Annotated in this window: 13 protein-coding genes and 1 tRNA gene; 4 read left to right on the forward strand and 10 right to left on the reverse strand. The window is 73.4% G+C overall.

Features of this window, described 5'->3' with window-relative positions:
* From ACWCXX_RS16440 to ACWCXX_RS16450, 3 genes are all read left to right on the forward strand, one after another.
* A partial coding sequence (locus ACWCXX_RS16440; RefSeq protein ID WP_451127672.1) for a transposase occupies positions 1 to 315 on the forward strand: 315 nt, incomplete at its 5' end.
* Between the two features lie 92 nt (positions 316 to 407).
* Positions 408 to 866, forward strand: a complete 459-nt coding sequence (locus ACWCXX_RS16445) for an SSI family serine proteinase inhibitor (RefSeq protein ID WP_451127673.1) — start codon at positions 408 to 410, stop codon at positions 864 to 866.
* Positions 867 to 1,191: 325 nt separating this feature from the next.
* A complete protein-coding gene (locus tag ACWCXX_RS16450; protein ID WP_451127674.1) occupies positions 1,192 to 5,352 on the forward strand; it encodes a PAS domain-containing protein in 4,161 nt (1,386 codons plus the stop codon).
* A gap of 136 nt (positions 5,353 to 5,488) precedes the next feature.
* On the opposite strand, the gene ACWCXX_RS16455 is transcribed toward ACWCXX_RS16450, so the two are convergent.
* From ACWCXX_RS16455 to ACWCXX_RS16500, 10 genes are all read right to left on the reverse strand, one after another.
* Positions 5,489 to 7,138 carry a long-chain fatty acid--CoA ligase gene (locus ACWCXX_RS16455; protein WP_451127676.1) on the reverse strand — a complete coding sequence of 550 codons (1,650 nt, stop codon included), beginning with the start codon at positions 7,136 to 7,138 and terminating at the stop codon, positions 5,489 to 5,491.
* A 191-nt stretch (positions 7,139 to 7,329) separates the two neighbouring features.
* The gene (locus ACWCXX_RS16460; RefSeq protein WP_451127678.1) at positions 7,330 to 7,998 is read right to left on the reverse strand and encodes a SigE family RNA polymerase sigma factor; all 669 of its coding nucleotides are present in this window, start codon (positions 7,996 to 7,998) and stop codon (positions 7,330 to 7,332) included.
* Positions 7,999 to 8,373: 375 nt separating this feature from the next.
* Entirely contained in the window at positions 8,374 to 9,540 is a 1,167-nt protein-coding gene (locus ACWCXX_RS16465) for a lipid-transfer protein (protein WP_451127680.1), read from the reverse strand.
* Entirely contained in the window at positions 9,537 to 10,031 is a 495-nt protein-coding gene (locus tag ACWCXX_RS16470) for a MaoC family dehydratase (RefSeq protein WP_451127682.1), read from the reverse strand. Before ACWCXX_RS16470 ends, ACWCXX_RS16465 begins: the two co-directional genes overlap by 4 nt.
* Positions 10,028 to 11,062 (reverse strand): acyl-CoA dehydrogenase family protein, encoded by a 1,035-nt coding sequence (locus ACWCXX_RS16475; RefSeq protein WP_451127684.1) that lies wholly within the window; start codon positions 11,060 to 11,062, stop codon positions 10,028 to 10,030. The genes ACWCXX_RS16470 and ACWCXX_RS16475 overlap by 4 nt, the downstream gene beginning before the upstream one ends.
* A gap of 1 nt (position 11,063) precedes the next feature.
* Positions 11,064 to 12,044, reverse strand: coding sequence for a bifunctional MaoC family dehydratase N-terminal/OB-fold nucleic acid binding domain-containing protein (locus tag ACWCXX_RS16480; RefSeq protein WP_451127686.1), 981 nt, complete (start codon positions 12,042 to 12,044; stop codon positions 11,064 to 11,066).
* Positions 12,045 to 12,049: 5 nt separating this feature from the next.
* Complete coding sequence (locus tag ACWCXX_RS16485) at positions 12,050 to 13,255, reverse strand: acyl-CoA dehydrogenase family protein (protein ID WP_451127688.1); 1,206 nt, start codon at positions 13,253 to 13,255, stop codon at positions 12,050 to 12,052.
* Between the two features lie 185 nt (positions 13,256 to 13,440).
* On the reverse strand, positions 13,441 to 13,770 hold the full coding sequence (locus tag ACWCXX_RS16490) for an SCO4225 family membrane protein (protein ID WP_451127690.1): 330 nt from the start codon (positions 13,768 to 13,770) through the stop codon (positions 13,441 to 13,443).
* Between the two features lie 269 nt (positions 13,771 to 14,039).
* Positions 14,040 to 14,126, reverse strand: a tRNA-Ser gene (locus ACWCXX_RS16495).
* A 208-nt stretch (positions 14,127 to 14,334) separates the two neighbouring features.
* On the reverse strand, positions 14,335 to 15,804 hold the full coding sequence (locus tag ACWCXX_RS16500; protein WP_451127692.1) for a S1C family serine protease: 1,470 nt from the start codon (positions 15,802 to 15,804) through the stop codon (positions 14,335 to 14,337).
* A gap of 278 nt (positions 15,805 to 16,082) precedes the next feature.
* Here ACWCXX_RS16500 and ACWCXX_RS16505 point away from each other — a divergent pair, with 278 nt between their 5' ends.
* A complete protein-coding gene (locus ACWCXX_RS16505; protein WP_451127694.1) occupies positions 16,083 to 16,910 on the forward strand; it encodes a glycerophosphodiester phosphodiesterase in 828 nt (275 codons plus the stop codon).
* Position 16,911 lies beyond the last annotated feature (1 nt).

Raw genomic sequence — 16,911 nt, forward strand, 5'->3', positions numbered from 1 at the left:
ATCCAGCTCGGCGGGCCGATCGTGGTGGTCTGGGACAATCTGAACACCCACCTGGCTGCTGGGCTGAAACGGTACGAGGCCGAAAACGACTGGCTTACCACCATCCGCCTCCCGCCCTATGCACCCGACCTGAACCCCGTCGAGGCCGTCTGGTCACTCCTGCGCAGAGCCACGGCCAACACCGCCTTCGACACACCCGACGACCTCGACCGCAAACTTCGCCGCGAGTTACGCAGAATCCAAATCCGGCCCCACCTGATCGACGGCTGCCTCACCGCCACGGGCCTGGCTATCAACCCACCGACCCCACCCTGAAAACCTCAGTAGTGAGAGCGGAGGATCTCCCTCCGGTCGTTCACGTCGTTCCACCGGCACTCCCTCCGGAGTGCACGAGCACAGGAGCCCGCATGCTGCGCCGCCTCGCCCTCACCGCCGTCGTGTCCCTCACCGTGCTGTCCGCCGTCGCGCCGGCCGCGACCGCGGACAGCGGCCCCCTGCCGCTGCCGCTCCCGCTGCCCGTGCTGGAGGAGCACGGCGCCCCCACCCGGCTGACGGTCACGGTCTCGGACTCGGGGAACCCCGCGACCGAGGGCACCTTCGAGCTGCGGTGCGACCCGGCGGGCGGGACCCACCCGGCGGCGGGGCGGGCCTGCGAGCGGCTGGAGGAGCCGGCGGCCGAGGGCCCGAACCCGTTCGCCCCGGTGCCCGCGGACGCGCTGTGCACCCTGCAGCACGGGGGACCGGCCACCGCCCGTGTCACCGGAACCTGGCGCGGGCGGAGCGTCGACGCGGCCTTCACCCGGACCAACGGCTGCGAGATCTCCCGCTGGAACAATCTGCGACCGGTGCTCCCCGACGTCCGGTGAGACGGCCGTCGAACTGTTCGACGAAACGATCCGACAAGGAATGAGTGGACCGGCCCGTGCCGGGTACGGGCCGGATTACGGCCCCTGTGACCAGGGGTTCGTCATCCCGGGCGGGCACGGCGTGCGCCGTGCCCGGGTCCACCGGACACACACGACGGGCAGGAGTCCTTCACCCCATGCACAGGTCCTCGGTGAGAACTGCCCCTCATCCGCAGTCCCCCGCCCCTCGGCTGCCTTTAGACTCGTCCAGTGACAGCCTGCGGCCCGAGGGGCAAGATGGGGCCCGCTGTCGACAAGGTGCGGTAACCAGGGAGGAAGCGTCGTCGTGAGCAGCAGGCCGTCCCGAGGCACTGCTCGCCTCGCAGCCATACTCGATGCCCTTCCCGACGGGCTGCTGCTCGTCAACTGCAACGGCACCGTCGTCAACGCCAACACCATCGCGCTCGAAATGTTCGAGACGCCGGGCACCGCGCTCGTCGGGCGCGGGCTCCTCGACCTGCTGCCGGAGTTCGACTCCAAGCTGATCCCGGGTTCGATGCGCCTGCCCGAGGCGGCCGACGAACGCGGCCGTACGAAGCCGACCCGGATGACCGCGCGCCGGACCGACGGCACCGAGTACCCCGTCGAGGTCACCAGCGCCGGCCTGGAGGACGGGCAGGCCGCGTACAACGACTTCCAGAACGGGTACGGCGGCGGCTACTCGGGCGACGAGCTGCTGATGCTCGTCGTGCGGGACCTGTCGGGCACCGTCGACACCGAGGCGGAGCTGGCCCGTTCGCAGCGACAGACCGAGATGATCCTGCGCGCCGCGGCCGAGGGCGTCGTCGGCACGGACACCGACGGCCGGGTCGTCCTGGTCAACCCCGCCGCCGCACAGATCCTCGGCTATCGCGCCAGCGACCTGGGCGGCCAGGAGCTGCACCCGCTGATCCTGCACTCGCGGGCGGAGGGCGAGCCGTTCCCGTACGAGGAGTCGCCGCTCGCCGACACCCTCAGGTCCGGGCGCAAGCACCGGGTGCGCGGGCAGGTCCTGTGGTCCAAGAGCGGGGCCCGGGTGCCGGTCGACCTGACCACCGCGCCGGTCCGGGACGGGGACCAGCTGGTCGGCGCCGTCATGACGTTCACCGACCGCAGGCCGTACGAGGAGCTCACCGAGCGGCACCGGACCGAGGTCGCCGAGCTGACCGGGAACCACACCGCCGAGGTCGCCGCACTCGACGAACGGCACAGCGCGGAACTGGCCGACCGCTCCGAGCGGTACGCGGCCGAGCTGGAGGCCCGTACCGAGCAGTTGGAGGCGCTGACCGCCCGGCACACCCAGCTCACCGCCGTGCTCGGCGAGTCGCTGCGCGGCCCGCTGGAGGAACTGCGCGGCGAACTCTCCACGCTCGCCGCCGACCCGGCCGGCCAGCTGTGGCCCGAGGCCAACCAGATCCTGCACCACCTGGCGGCGGGCTACGCCCGGATGACCACGCTCGTCGACAACGTGCTCGGCTACCAGCGCCTGGACGCCGGTGCCGAGAAGCTGGTCAAGTCGAACGTGCTGCTCGACTCGGTCGTGACGGCCGGCATCGACGCGTCCGTCGAGCTGATCGGCCCCGGGCGCGCCCAGTTCGCGGTGCACGCGCCGCCGATCGAGGCCGAGGTGGACGCGGCCCGGCTGGTGACCGCGCTCGCCCACCTGATCGCGGACGTCGCCGGGGTCGACTCGACCGGCAAGGCCCGGGTGGCGCCGGGAGGCGGCTACGTCGACTCGACGATCGTCGTGGCGGCGGCACAGCGCGGCGAGGCCGTACGGATCGAGGTGCGCGGGCCGTACGCCGGGGGAGACCCGGTGCACGAGCCGATCGTGCGCGGGATCGTGCGGGCACACGGCGGCGTGCTCCAGACGCACGAGGTGCCGGGGACGAGCGGCAGCGCGTACGTGCTGGAGGTGCCGTTGGGCGCGGGCTCGGGCACGGTGGTGCCGCCCGCTCCCGGGCCGGAGGCGGAATCCGGACCGCAGGCCGGGGCGCCGTCCGGCGACGGGGCCCCGGAGGCCGCGGGACAGCAGACCGGCGGTGGGCGGCGGCGGGCGCGCCGGGCCTCCACGGACGCGTTCCTGGAGAGCCCGGTGGGCGCCGCCGGAGCGGGTGACACGGCCGCGGCCGAGCCGACGGGACGGCGCCGGGCCCGTCGTGACCCCGAGGCGTCGGGGGCGAACGACTCTCAGGGCGGCATCGCCTACGACCCGCAGGAACTTGCCGCCGCCCAGCGGACCCAGGGTTCGGGGCGCAGGCGGGGACGGCCCAGCCCGGCCGAGAGCGGTGCCCAGATCCCGCTGCCCGCCCAGCTGCTCCAGACGCCCGAGCAGGGGCGGGAGCCCGGTGCCGGGCAGCCCGGCGGCCGGCAGGCTCCGGGGCAGGCGCTGGCGCTGCCCGCGGCCCCGGACGCGGTGACGGTTGCCGAGGGCCCGCAGGGCGACGACGGCCGTCCGCAGCTCGGCCGGGCCGTGCCGCCGCAGGGCGTCCCGGGCGAGGGGCAGCTGCCGGAGCAGACACCGGTGCCGGTACCGACGGGCAGTCACCGGGCGCGGCACGGCGCGGAGGGCCGGCCGGCCCTGCCCGCCTCCGTCCCCGTTCCGGCGCAGACCCCGGGTACGGTCACGGCCCCCGCCCCGGCTCCGGTGCCGGATTCCGCGGCCGTACCGGCGCAGGCCCCCCAGCCGACCGGGCGCAGGGCCCGGCGGGCGCTGGCGGCTGCCCAGGAGCGGTCCGCCCAGGCCGAGCCCTCGGGGCCCCGTACGGCGTTCGCGCTCCCGCCCGCGGAGGCCGACCGGCCCTCGTCCGAGGCGGCCGACCCGGACGCCTCGCTGCCCGGACGTCATGACGCCGTACGCCTCGCGCCGGGCGAGGACCACACGCCGCCGCACCCGCACCCCGTGCCGACCGGTCGTCGTCGGGCCCGCCGCCCCGAGGCTCCCCAGCAGGCGGGGCAGGACACGGGACAGCAGGACACGGGGCAGCAGGCCGTGCCGCAGCACGCACAGCCGCCCCACCAGCCGCAGGGAGCCCAGCTGCCCGGCGGCTGGGGTGAGGACGGCTCCTCGGGCCAGGACCCGGCCGTTCCGGTTGCCCCCGGTGAGCCGTCCGAGGCCCACGGCGGCCCCGTCGAGAACGCCGCAGGCACGGCCGACGTCCCCGGGCACACCACGCACACCACCGGCACCACCGCCGTCACCGCTCCCGCGGGCGGTGCGGAGGGTCCCTCGCAGGGCGCGGCGCCCGTGCAGGACGCGCGCAGGCAGCCCCTGCCCGCGGAGGCCCCGATGCCCGGCGGCTCGTCCGACTCGACGCAGGGGCGCGCGTTCAGCGTGCGGACGCTCGGGCAGGGCGTGCCGTTCGCCCAGCACATCGCGCACCAGCAGAACCAGACGCTCGGCGGTGCCGGGCGGCGCCGCAAGCTCGCCGCCCCGCCGGAGGACGAGCGCGCCCCGCAGACCGCGACCCCGCCGCAGGGCGCCCAGGAGGGCCGGCCCCCGTCGGCCCAGCCGTCGCCGTCCGTGCCCTCGCCGGCCGCGTCCGGCGGGGTGCCGGACGGTCCGGCCGGGGCCGCGCACGGTCAGGTGCCGGGGCAGCGGCTGCCCGCGCCGGAGGCCGAGGGGCGCTCGTTCGCCATAGGCGCGCCCGACGAGGGCGCCGAGGGGCCGGAGCCGCTGGACGGTCCCGGCGGTGCGGTCGAGGTGGCCAACCGGCCGTCCCCACAGCCGGTCGACGACGAGCTGCCCCCGGAGCCGCTGGACAACCCGCGCCGGCTGCTCGTGTGGCCCGCGCCCGACGTCTCCACCCAGCAGGCGCTGAGCGACCGCGGCTACCGGCCGGTGATCGTGCACTCCCGCGAGGAGGTCGACGCCCAGATCGCGGCGTTCCCCGCCGCGCTCTTCGTCGACCCGCTCACCGGACCCATCACCCGCAAGGCCCTCCAGTCGCTGCGCCAGGCGGCGGTGGCGGCCGAGGTCCCGGTGCTGGTGACGGCCGGTCTGGGGCAGGCCTCGCGGGAGGCGGCGTACGGTGCCGACCCCGCCGTGCTCCTCAAGGCGCTCGCCCCGCGCGACAGCGAGCAGCACCCGTCGCGGGTGCTGCTGATCGAGGAGCACGAGGAGATCGCGCTGGCGCTGACGGAGGCGCTGGAGCGGCGCGGCATGCAGGTGGCGCGGGCCGCCACCGACAGCGAGGCGGTCTCGCTCGCCGGCCGGATGCGGCCCAACCTGGTGGTGATGGACCTGATGCAGGTGCGCCGCCGCCGGGCCGGAATCGTCGACTGGCTGCGCGCCAACGGGCAGTTGAACCGGACCCCGCTGGTCGTCTACACCTCCGCCGACATGTCCGGGTCGGATCTGCCGAAGCTCGGCTCGGGCGAGACCGTCCTCTTCCTGGCCGAGCGCTCCACGAGCGAAGAGGTCCAGGCACGCATCGTCGACCTGCTCGCGAAGATCGGCACGAACTGATCCAGCCGGTGCAGCCGGTCTGTCCGGTCCGGCCGGTGCACCGACGCGGCGGGGGCGGCACGGGAGACCCCGTACCGCCCCCGCCGCGTTCCGCCGGACGCGAATCCGTCCGTCAGCCGGTCGGATCCGGGTCCGGTCAGAGCCGGGTGATGTCCAGCTCGCCCTCCGCGTACTGCCTGCGGATCACCTTCTTGTCGAACTTGCCGACGCTGGTCTTCGGCACCGCCGGAATGACCGTCCAGCGCTCCGGCAGCTGCCACTTGGCGATGCCGGACTCGGCGAGGAAGTCCTTCAGCGCCTCGTAGTCGGCATCGGCCCCCTCCTTGAGGACCACGGTCGCGAGCGGGCGCTCGCCCCACCTCTCGTCCGGGACGGCGACGACCGCCGCCTCGGCCACCTCCGGGTGCGCCATCAGCGCGTTCTCCAGCGCGACGCTCGAAATCCACTCCCCGCCGGACTTGATGACGTCCTTGGCCCGGTCGGTGAGGGTGAGGAAGCCGTCCTCGCTGATCACCCCGACGTCACCGGTCTTCAGCCAGCCGTCCTCGCTGAACTTGTCCTCGGGGCGCAGGTCCTCGCCGTCCGCGCCCCCGTAGTAGGCACCGGCGATCCACGGGCCGCGCACCTCCAGCTCACCGGCCGACTCGTTGTCCCACGGCAGGTGCTGGCCGCCGGGCCCGACCAGCCGCGCCTCGACACCGGCCGGGAAACGGCCCTGGGTGACGCGGTAGGGCCACTCCTGCTCCTCGGTCAGACCGGCGGGCGGGTGGGCCATGGTGCCGAGCGGCGAGGTCTCCGTCATGCCCCAGGCGTGGCAGAGCCGGACCCCGAGCCTGTCGTACGCCTCCATGAGGGAGGGCGGGCAGGCGGCGCCGCCGATGGTGACGCGGGCCATGGACGACAGGTCGCGCGGGTTGGCGGTGACCTCGGCGAGCAGTCCCTGCCAGATGGTGGGCACCGCGGCGGCGTGGGTCGGTCTCTCGCTCTCTATCATCTCGGCGAGCGGGGCGGGCTGCAGGAACCGGTCCGGCATGAGCATGTTGACACCGGACATGAACGTCGCGTGCGGCAGGCCCCAGGCGTTCACGTGGAACTGGGGGACGACCACCAGCGTGGTGTCCTGGTCCGTCAGACCCATCGACTCGGCCATGTTGACCTGCATGGAGTGCAGGTAGATGGAGCGGTGGGAGTAGACGACGCCCTTGGGGTCCCCGGTGGTGCCGGAGGTGTAGCACATGGCGGCGGCCCGGCGTTCGTCCAGCTCGGGCCAGTCGTAGGTGGTCGGGCGGCCGGCGATCAGTTCCTCGTAGTCGTGCACCCGCGGCGCCGCGCCGTCCAGGAGGGAACGGTCGCCCGCCCCCGTGACGACCACGTGCTCTACCGACGTCAGATGGGGGAGGACCGGGGCGAGCAACGGCAGCAGGGAACCGTTGACGATGACGACCTTGTCGTCGGCGTGGTTGACCACCCAGATCAGCTGCTCGGCGGGGAGCCGGAGGTTGAGGGTGTGGAGCACCGCGCCCATCGAGGGGATCGCGAGGTACGCCTCGACGTGCTCGGCGTTGTTCCACATGAGGGTGCTCACCCGCTGGTCGTCCTCGACCCCGAGTTCGTCGCGCAGCGCGTTCGCGAGCCGGGTGGCGCGCCGGCCGATCTCGGCGAAGCTGCGCCGCTGCGGCTCGGGTTCGCCGGTCCAGGTCGTCACCTGTGACTTCCCGTGGATGGTCATCCCGTGGGTGAGGATGCGGGTGACGGTCAGCGGTACGTCCTGCATGGTGCTCAGCACGGCGTCCTCCCGGTGGGCGCTACGCGGCAGTAAGGTTCCGCTGATTCTGCGCACATACCGTGCGGTATGTCACTAGTCCCGGGCTCACGAATCGGTGTCGTTCGGCAAAACCGGGCCGGTCGGTGGAGGGCCGTCGCCCCTGGTCACCGGAGTGCTGCCGGGCGTCACCGGGCCCGGGTGGCCGCCCCGGGTCAGCGGACCGGGGCCAGCTCCGGGTCCTGCCTGAGCTTGCCGAGCGCCCGCGAGACTGCGCTCTTCACGGTGCCGACGGACACCCCGAGCACCTCGGCCGTCTGGGCCTCGCTCAGGTCCTCGTAGTAGCGCAGGACCACCATCGCCCGCTGCCGGTCCGGGAGCTTCAGCACGGCACGCCACATCGCGTCGTGCAGCGTCTGCTGCTCGGCCGGGTCGGGGGCCGGGGCGGCCTCCTGCTCGGGCAGTTCGTCGCAGGCGAACTCGTCGACCTTGCGCTTGCGCCACTGCGAGGTCCGGGTGTTCAGCAGCGCCCGGCGCACATAGCCGTCGAGCGCGCGGTGGTCCTCGATCCGCTCCCAGGCGACGTACGTCTTGGCCAGCGCGGTCTGCAGCAGGTCCTCGGCATCGCTCGGGTTGGCGGTGAGCGAACGCGCGGTGCGCAGCAGCACGGGGCCTCTCGCCCGCACGTAGGAGGAGAACGACGGATACGGGACGTACTGGGGCCGTGAGGCGTACGGGGAACACGCACCGTGCGACGCGTGCGCGCCCTGCGCCGGGTGGGCGCTCTGCGGGGCGTGGGAGCCGGGCTGGTGGTACCCGCCGTGCGGTACACAACCGGTGGCGGCGGCTCCCCCGGAGCCGCCCGTACGGACTGGCGTGGTCATGGCTTCCACGCTAGGAGCGGGCGCCGCCACGTGGATCGGCCCCAGGTCCCGAAACCGCGTCCCCCTCAGGGTGTAGGGGTGGTACGGACTCCACCTCCTGAAGGTGGAGCCGTCGCCGTAGGGGGCTCAGGGGCGCTCCCGGCATCCACGACCGCCCCGGACACCCCCGCCTGCGCCCTTTCCGCGCCCCGCCGCGCCCGTGCGACCCCGGCGCCGCACGGCATCCGCGCCGCGTGCAGTCGTGCGGTCCTGTGCGGCGCGGGGTCCTGTGCCGCGTGCCGTCGTACCGCCCTGTGCCGCGTACGGCCTCGTACCGCGTGGGGTCCCGAGCCGGTGTGCCGTCCCCCGCCGCATGCCGGCCCGCGCCGCGTGCGGTCAGTCGTCCGTGCCGAGGATCAGCCCCGAGGTGGGTACGCCGGTGCCGGCCGTGACCAGGGTTCTGGCAGCCCCGGCCACCTGGTTCACCGACGAGCCCCGGATCTGCCGGACCGCCTCCGCGATGCCGTTCATGCCGTGCAGGTACGCCTCCCCCAGCTGGCCCCCGTGAGTGTTCAGGGGCAGCGCGTCCGCCGCGACGAAGTCCGCTGCCTCGCCCGGCGCGCAGAAGCCGAACTCCTCCAGCTGCATCAGGACGAACGGGGTGAAGTGGTCGTAGAGGATGCCCACGTCGATGTCCGAGGGGGAGAGCCCCGAGCCGCGCCAGAGCTGCCGGGCCACCACCCCCATCTCCGGCAGGCCGGTCAGGTCGTCACGGTAGAAGCTGGTCATCTGCTCCTGCGCCCGCCCGGCCCCCTGCGCGGCGGCGACGATCACGGCGGGCGGTCGCGGCAGGTCCCGGGCCCGCTCGATGCTCGTGACGACGATCGCCTGGCCGCCGTCGGTCTCCTGGCAGCAGTCGAGCAGTCGCAGCGGTTCGACGATCCACCGCGACGCCGCGTGGTCGGCCAGGGTGATCGGCTTCCCGTAGAAGTACGCCGCGGGGTTGCGGGCCGCGTGGCGCCGGTCGGTGACCGCGACATGGCCGAAGGCGTCCGGGGTCAGCCCGTGGGCGTGCAGATAGCGCCCGGCCGCCATGGCGACCCAGGAGGCGGGCGTGAGCAGCCCGAAGGGGAGGTTCCAGCCGAGCGCCGCGCCCTCCGCGGTGGGCTCCCGCCGCTGCACCCCGGAACCGAACCTGCGGCCGGACCGTTCGTTGAACGCGCGGTAGCAGACCACGACGTCGGCCACCCCGCACGCCACGGCCATCGCCGCCTGCTGCACGGTGGCGCAGGCCGCCCCGCCCCCGTAGTGGACGCGGGAGAAGAACGACAGCTCGCCGATCCCGGCCGCCTGGGCGACGGTGATCTCGGGGCTGGTGTCCATGGTGAAGGTGACCAGGCCGTCCACGTCGGCCGGTGTCAGTCCGGCGTCGTCCAGGGCGGCCCGCACCGCCTCGACGGCCAGCTTGAGTTCGCTGCGGCCGGAGTCCTTGGAGAACTCGGTCGCCCCGATGCCCACGACCGCAGCCCTGCCGCCGAGCGAATCGGCCCTGCGGATGCTCATGCCGCCTCCTCCGCCCCGCCCCGATTTCCCGACTCGTCCCGCTGCTCCGGCTCTTCCCGCTCCTCCGGCCCCGTCGGAGCGCCGACGGGCGCGGGCACGGGTTCAGGCGCGGGCACGGTCACGGTCACGGTGCCGGTGACGTGCCGCCCGAGTCCGTTCGTGCCGACGACCGCCACCTCGGCCGTCCCGTCCTCCCCGACGGCGGTGACCCGGCCGCTCAGGACCATGGTGTCGCCGGGGTAGTTGGGCACGCCCAGCCTGATGACGACCTTGCGGAGCACGGCCGAGGGGCCGAAGCGGTCGGTGACGTACCGGCCGACCAGGCCGTTGGTCGTCAGGATGTTCATGAAGACGTCCGGGGACCCCTTCTCTCTGGCGGTCTCCGCGTCGTGGTGGACGTCCTGGTAGTCGCGGGAGGCGATGGCGCCCGCCACGATCAGGGTGCGGGTCACGGCGATCTCCAGCGGCGCCAGTTCCTCGCCGGCCCTCATTCCGTGTCCTCCTTCGCCAGCGACTCGCCGAGTTCCTGGAGCACTTCGCCGCCGCAGCCCAGATGGGCGTCGAGCTGCCGGCCCCAGAGGAAGTGGCGGTGGACCGGATGGTCGAGGTCCGCGCCCGTGCCGCCGTGCAGATGCTGTCCGCTGTGCACCACCCGCTTGCCGCCCTCCGAGGCCCACCAGGCGGCGGTCAGCGCCTGGCGCCCGTACGGCAGGCCCGCGTCGTGGCGCCAGGCGGCCTCGTACGCGGTGACCCGTATCGCCTCGGTGTCCATGTGGGCGTCGGCGGCCCGCAGCAGGACCCCCTGCTTGGTGGAGAGCGGGCGCCCGAACTGCACCCTGGTGTTCACATGGGCGACGGCGCGGGCCAGCGAACCGGCGCACACCCCCGCCTGCAGCCCGGCGAACGCCGTCCGGCCCGCGGCCAGCACCGCCCCGTACGCCCCGGCGCCGCCGATCCGCTCCCCGGACGCCCCGTCCAGGACGAGCCGGGCCGCCGACCACGGCGCCGTGGTCTCCACCGGCTCCGCCGCCACACCGGGGGCGTCCGTCCGTACGATCCACAACCGCCGCTCCGTGTCGGGGACGAGCACGAGGGCGGCGTCCCGCAGCCACGGCACGTACGGCACCCCGCCGCTCAGCCGGCCGTCGGTGTCCGCCCGTACCCCGCCCCGTTCCGGGAACGCCCCGGTGGCGACCGCGCCCCCGTCCCGGAGCGCGGGCAGCAGCCGCTCGCGCTGCTCGTCGGTGCCGTGCCGCGCGACGGCGAGCACCCCGTACGCACAGCTCACCGCGAACGGCACCTGCGCCGTCGTCCGGCCCTGTTCCTCCAGCAGGAGCACCAGGCCGAGCAGGCCGATCTCCTCGACGGCCGCGACCAGGCCGGCCGTGCACAGGCTCTTCCACAGCTCGGCGTCCGTGCCCGTACCGGCCCCGGCCAGGCGCTCGGGCGTCGACAGATCCGTGAAGATCCGCGCCGCCAGGCCCTGTGCGGCGGCCTGCTCGTCGGTGGGTGCGAAATCCATCTCAGCCCTCGCCTCCCCGAAAGACCGGAAGCTCCAACTCCGGGTCCGTGCGCAGGAATTCCAGATGTACCGGCATGCCCGTGCGCACCTTGTCGTACGGCACGCCGACGACGTTGCTGACCATCCGCACGCCCTCGGCCAGTTCGATCAGCGCCACCGCGTACGGCCCGCCCGTCTCCGCGGCCGCGAAGGCGGGGAACGGCGGGTGGTGCATCACGACATGGCTGAAGACGGTGCCCTCGCCGCTCGCCTCGACCGTGTCCCACTCCTGGCAGCCGCACGCGTTGCAGCCGGGCAGCCAGGGGAAGCGCAGGGTGCGGCAGGACCCGCAGCGCTGGATCAGCAGTCTGTGCTCGGCGACGCCCTGCCAGAAACCGGCGTTGTCGCGGTTGATCACCGGCCGGGGGCGGCGGCTCTTCGCACCGTCGCGCACCGGCCGTTTCGCCGCCGCCGGTGCGTACTTGAGGATCCGGAAGCGGTGCGTCCCGGCGGGTTCGCCGTCCGCCCGGACGTCCATCCGCGTCGTGACGAAGTACCCCGTACCCAGCCTGGTCGTCTTCCGCTCCGAGACCGATTCGATCACCGCGTCGAAGGTGATCCGGGCCCCCGGCCGCAGCGGGCGCAGGTACTCCTGCTCGCAGTCGGTCGCGACGACCGAGGTGTACCCGGCGCCGTCGAGCAGGCCGAAGAGTTCCTCGTACGCCTCGGAACGGTCGGTGTGCCCCGACAGGCCGCCCATCGTCCACGCCTGCAGCATCGTGGGGGGTGCGATCGCCCCGGGTCCCGTGTACGCGGGGTTCTCGTCCCCCATCGCCTCGCACCAGTGCCTGATCATCGGCTCGTTGACGGGGTCCTTGCCGACGCCGGCGGTCGCGGCCGGCCGGCCCTCGAACTCCTTGAGCCGCCCGTACAGCCCGTCGTCCTCCCGGGTCTTCTCCGTCCGGGATTCCTCCGCCCGGGTCTCCGGCCGCTGCTGCCGCATGCCCGTCACCGCTCGCCCCTCTTCATGCCGAGCCGCATCGTCGCGACGATCTCCCGCTGCACCTCGCTCACCCCGCCCCCGAAGGTGTTGATCTGCGCGGCCCGGTTCATCCGCTCCAGTTCCCCGTTCCCGAAACAGCCGGGCGAACCGGCCCGCAGCACACCGGCCTCTCCCGTGATCTCCTGGCACATCCGGTACACCTCGACGGCGCTCTCGGTCCCCGCGAACTTCACGCCGCTCGCCTCGCCGGGAGCCGGTGAACCCGCCCCGACCTCGCCCACCAGCCGCCAGTTGAGCAGCCGGGTCGCCGCCAGCCGGGCGTACGCCTCCGCCAGCCGGGCGCGCACCCACGGCTCGTCGGCCGGGCGCCGGCCCGTCACCGGGTCGGGAGTGCGGGCGAAGGCGAGCGCCGCCTCGTAGAAGTCCTCGGCCTGCATCCCGATCGCGGCGAGGGCCACCCGTTCGTGGTTCAGCTGGTTGGTGATCAGCCCCCAGCCGCCGTTCTCCTCGCCGACCAGATGGGTGACGGGCACCCGCACCCCGTCGTAGTACGTGGCCGTCGTGGTCAGCCCGCCCACGGTCTCGATCGGCGTCCAGGAGAACCCCGGCGCATCCGTCGGGACGACGATGATCGAGATGCCCCGGTGCTTGGGCGCGTCGGGGTCGGTACGGCAGGCGAGCCAGACCCAGTCCGCGTTCTGGGCGTTGCTGGTGAAGATCTTCTGCCCGTCGATCACCCAGTGCTCCCCGCCCCCGTCCCCCTGGGAAGCCGGGGCCGTCTCCCGCACCGCCCTGGTGCGCAGTGCGGCGAGGTCCGTACCGGCCTCGGGCTCGCTGTAACCGATGGCGAAGACGAGGTCACCGCTGAGGATCCGGGGCAGGAAGTACGCCTTCTGCTCCTCGGTCCCGTAGGCCATCAGGGTCGGGCCGACCGTGTTCAGGGTGACCATCGAGACGGGTGCGCCCGCCCGGTACGCCTCGTCGAAGAAGACGAACTGCTCGTCGGCGCCGCGCCCCTGGCCGCCGTACTCGACGGGCCAGCCGAGCCCGAGCATCCCGTCGGCGCCGATCCTGCGCAGCAGTCGCCGCTGCTCGGCCGGATCCTCGGTGCCCGGGGCCGCCCCGGCATCCCGGGGAGGCATCACTTCGCGGAAGTACGCGCGGAGTTCGGCGCGCAGCTGTCGCTGGCGTTCCGTCTGGACGAGATGCACGGCGGCCGCCTTCCGGACACGGGCGTACGGATCAGGGCTTCTCCCGACTGGTTTCTGACTGTCCGTCAGATACGGGGTGACTGTCAAGGTCGCCGACGCCCCGAACACCCCCGCACCGGAGGAGAAGCGCTCCGGCGCCCGCCCCGGCGTCGACCGGGGAGAGCGCCGGGCAGAGAACGGAACGGTCAACCGCGACTCGGACGGGGGAGCACTCTGCGACGACCGCGCAGAGTCTCCAGGACCGCTCCGATGGCGAACGACTGGACCAAGGCACTGACGGCGATCCCGGCGGCAAGGAGCCAGAACGGCGCATCACTGCCCCCGACCGCCGCAGTGGCCCCTGCCGTCAGGAAGGAGGTCGGGGTGGTGAGGAGGAAGGGCCACACCCCGACGATTCCGGGCTCAGTGAGCAGCGCGGCAGCCACCTCGAACACGACGGACGCACCGACGAGCCCCAGGTAGACGGCCGAAGCGGGATTGGCGATGGTCAGGCGGTACAGGGCGCGAGCGTTCATCGATTCCTCCTGGAGACGTTGTGCCCCCATGCTCTTGGCGGATCATGACTCCGGCGTGAGTATCCGTACCCAATTCGCCCTGCCCCGGGGCCGGCGGACATCCCCACCGCCCACCCCGTGCCCATGACACACGCCCCCTCGCGCGCCCGGTCCCCCCACCATGAACGACGGCGTGACACAGGCGGCCCAAGGTGAGACGGCCCGTGTACGCGAAAGGGCGCCCCTTCTCCGGGGCGCCCCTTCTGATCAGCACGTTCTTCGACCTGCTGCGGTGGGTGTGGGATTTGAACCCACGGTGACATCGCTGCCACGACGGTTTTCAAGACCGTTCCCTTAGGCCGCTCGGGCAACCCACCCTCGCCCCGGCCACCAGGGGCGGAGCGGGTACAGCGTACCGGCCCCCGGCCTCGCGCGGGGTCGGTGGCCCGTACGGGGCCCACGGGCTCCGTACCGGAGCCGCGTGGACCGGCCGCCGGAGTCGGCGCGTCCGCGCGGCTCCTCCGGCGGGTCAGTCGTTCCGTCCCGTCCGGGGCCGGCGGAGGACGAGGGGCAGCCCCCGGCCGGTCAGTTGTCGCCCTTGCGCTCGCCCAGGGTGACTTCGGCCGTCGACGACTTGCCGTCGCGCGTGTAGGTCAGGGTGACCCGGTCGCCGGGCTTGTGGGTCCAGATCTCGCCGATCAGGGTCGGGCCGCTGTCGATCACCGTGTCGTTGAACCTGGTGATGACGTCGCCCGCTCTCAGGCCCGCCCGGTCCGCGGGGCCGTTCTTCGAGACGGCCTCCGTACCGCTCGCGCCCCGGTCGGAGATGACCGCTCCACCCGTCTTCTCGTTCATGGTGACCGTGGCGCCGATCACCGGGTAGACCGGCTGACCGGTCTTGATCAGCTGCTGGGCGACGTTCGTCGCCTGGTTGATCGGGATCGCGAAGCCGAGACCGATCGAGCCCGACTGGGTCTGGCCGATGCCGCTGCCGGTCGACTGGATGGCCGAGTTGATGCCGATCACCGCGCCGCGCGCGTCGAGCAGCGGGCCACCGGAGTTGCCCGGGTTGATCGAGGCGTCGGTCTGCAGGGCGTTCATGTACGAGTTGCTTCCGCTGGAACCGTCGCCGGAGGCGACCGGGCGGTTCTTCGCGCTGATGATGCCGGTGGTGACCGTGTTGGACAGGCCGAACGGCGCGCCGATCGCGATCGTGGAGTCGCCGACCGCGACCCGGTCCGAGTTGCCGAGCGGCAGCGGGGCGAGGCCCGACGGCGGGTTCTTCAGCTTCAGTACGGCGACGTCGTAGCCCTGGGCCCGGCCGATCACCTCCGCGTCGTACTTCTTGCCGTTGGAGAAGGTCGCCGTGAGCTGGCCGCTGTCCGCCGCGGAGGCCACCACGTGGTTGTTCGTGAGGATGTGGCCCTCCCTGTCGTACACGAAGCCGGTGCCCGTGCCGCCCTCGCCGTCACCCCCCTGCGCGTCGATGGTGACCACGCTGGGCAGCGCCTTGGCCGCCACGCCCGCGACCGTCCCGGGGTCGCGCTTGAGGTCCTGCGGGGTGGACGACGCGGCGACCGTGGTCGAGCCCGAGGAGTTGGCGGAGCCGTTGCGGTCGGCCGCCCAGTAGCCGAGTGCGCCGCCGATGCCACCCGCGACCAGTGCCGCGACCGCGACCGCCGCGACCAGGCCGCCCGCGCCGCGCTTGCGCGGCTTCTCGGGGGAGTGGAGCGGGGACGGGGCGCCCCAGACCGGACCGCCGCCGTCCGCGCCGTGCTGCGCGTACGCGGGGACGGCGGGGGGCGGCCAGTTCGCCTCGGCGGCCGACTGGGGGGCGGGGGGCGCCGGGGGCACGTGAGGAGGCATCGCCGGGACGGGAGCCATGGGGGTGGTGGCCGTCGCCCCTTCCGCCGGGGCCGCTCCCGCCGGGCCGGGGGCGGGTGTGCTTTCGGGCGTCTCCCGAGGAGCGTCGGCCGGCACGGGAGGGGCGGACGGAACGGACGGCCGGACGGCCCCGGCCGCAGTGCCCTCGTTGTCCTCGTTCTCTGTGCTCACAGCTCTTTACTCCTCGGTTCCACATCATTTTCGGCAAGAGATCCGCTGTGTACGTGTCCGGAGTCAGCTTTTCCCAAGACACGTCAGGCCACTGTAAGCAGGACCTGTGCATCCGCACACCAATCTTTACATCGGGCAAAAAGACCACCTCGTGCATGACGCACCGCGGCCCCGGCCCGGAGTTCACGGCCGCCCCGCGACGCACCGCGCACGCCCCGGCCGTACGCGGGTCACGCGACGTGTGCACAGCGGCCGCCTCCCGGTGGCACCATGACGCGGTGACCCACGCACGGCAGCAATCCACGCCCCAGACCACCCAGGTCGTCGCGCACCGGGGCGCGTCCGAGGACGCCCCCGAGCACACCCTGGCCGCATACCGGAAGGCCATCGAGGACGGTGCCGACGCCCTGGAGTGCGATGTGCGGCTCACCGCCGACGGCCACCTCGTGTGCGTGCACGACCGACGGGTGAACCGCACGTCCAACGGCCGCGGCGCCGTCTCCGCCCTGGAGCTCTCCGAGCTCGCCGCTCTCGACTTCGGGTCCTGGAAGGACCGCGAGGAGTCCCCCGACTGGGATCCGGTGCCCGGCGAGCTCACCTCCGTACTCACCCTGGAGCGGCTGCTCGAACTCGTCGTCGAGACCCGGGGCGCCGGCCGCCCGCTCCAGCTGGCCGTGGAGACCAAGCACCCCACCCGCTGGGCGGGCCAGGTCGAGGAACGGCTGCTGCACCTGCTGAAGCGCTTCGGGCTCGACACCCCGCCGGCCGAGGGCCCGTCGCCAGTGCGCATCATGAGTTTCTCGGCACGCTCGCTGCACCGCGTCCAGGCCGCGGCCCCCACCCTGCCCACGGTCTACCTGATGCAGTTCGTCTCGCCGCTCCTGCGCGACGGGCGGCTGCCGGCCGGGGCGCGGATCGCGGGGCCGGGCATGCGGATCGTGCGCAGTCACCCCGCTTACATCGAGCGGCTGCACCGCGCGGGACACCACGTGCACGTCTGGACGGTCAACGAGCCGGAGGACGTCGACCTCTGCCTCGACCTCGGAGTCGAGGCGATCATCACCAACCGCCCGAAGCAGGTTCTGTCACAACTGGGACGCTCCTGAC

The organism is Streptomyces sp. NPDC001732, from assembly GCF_053596315.1.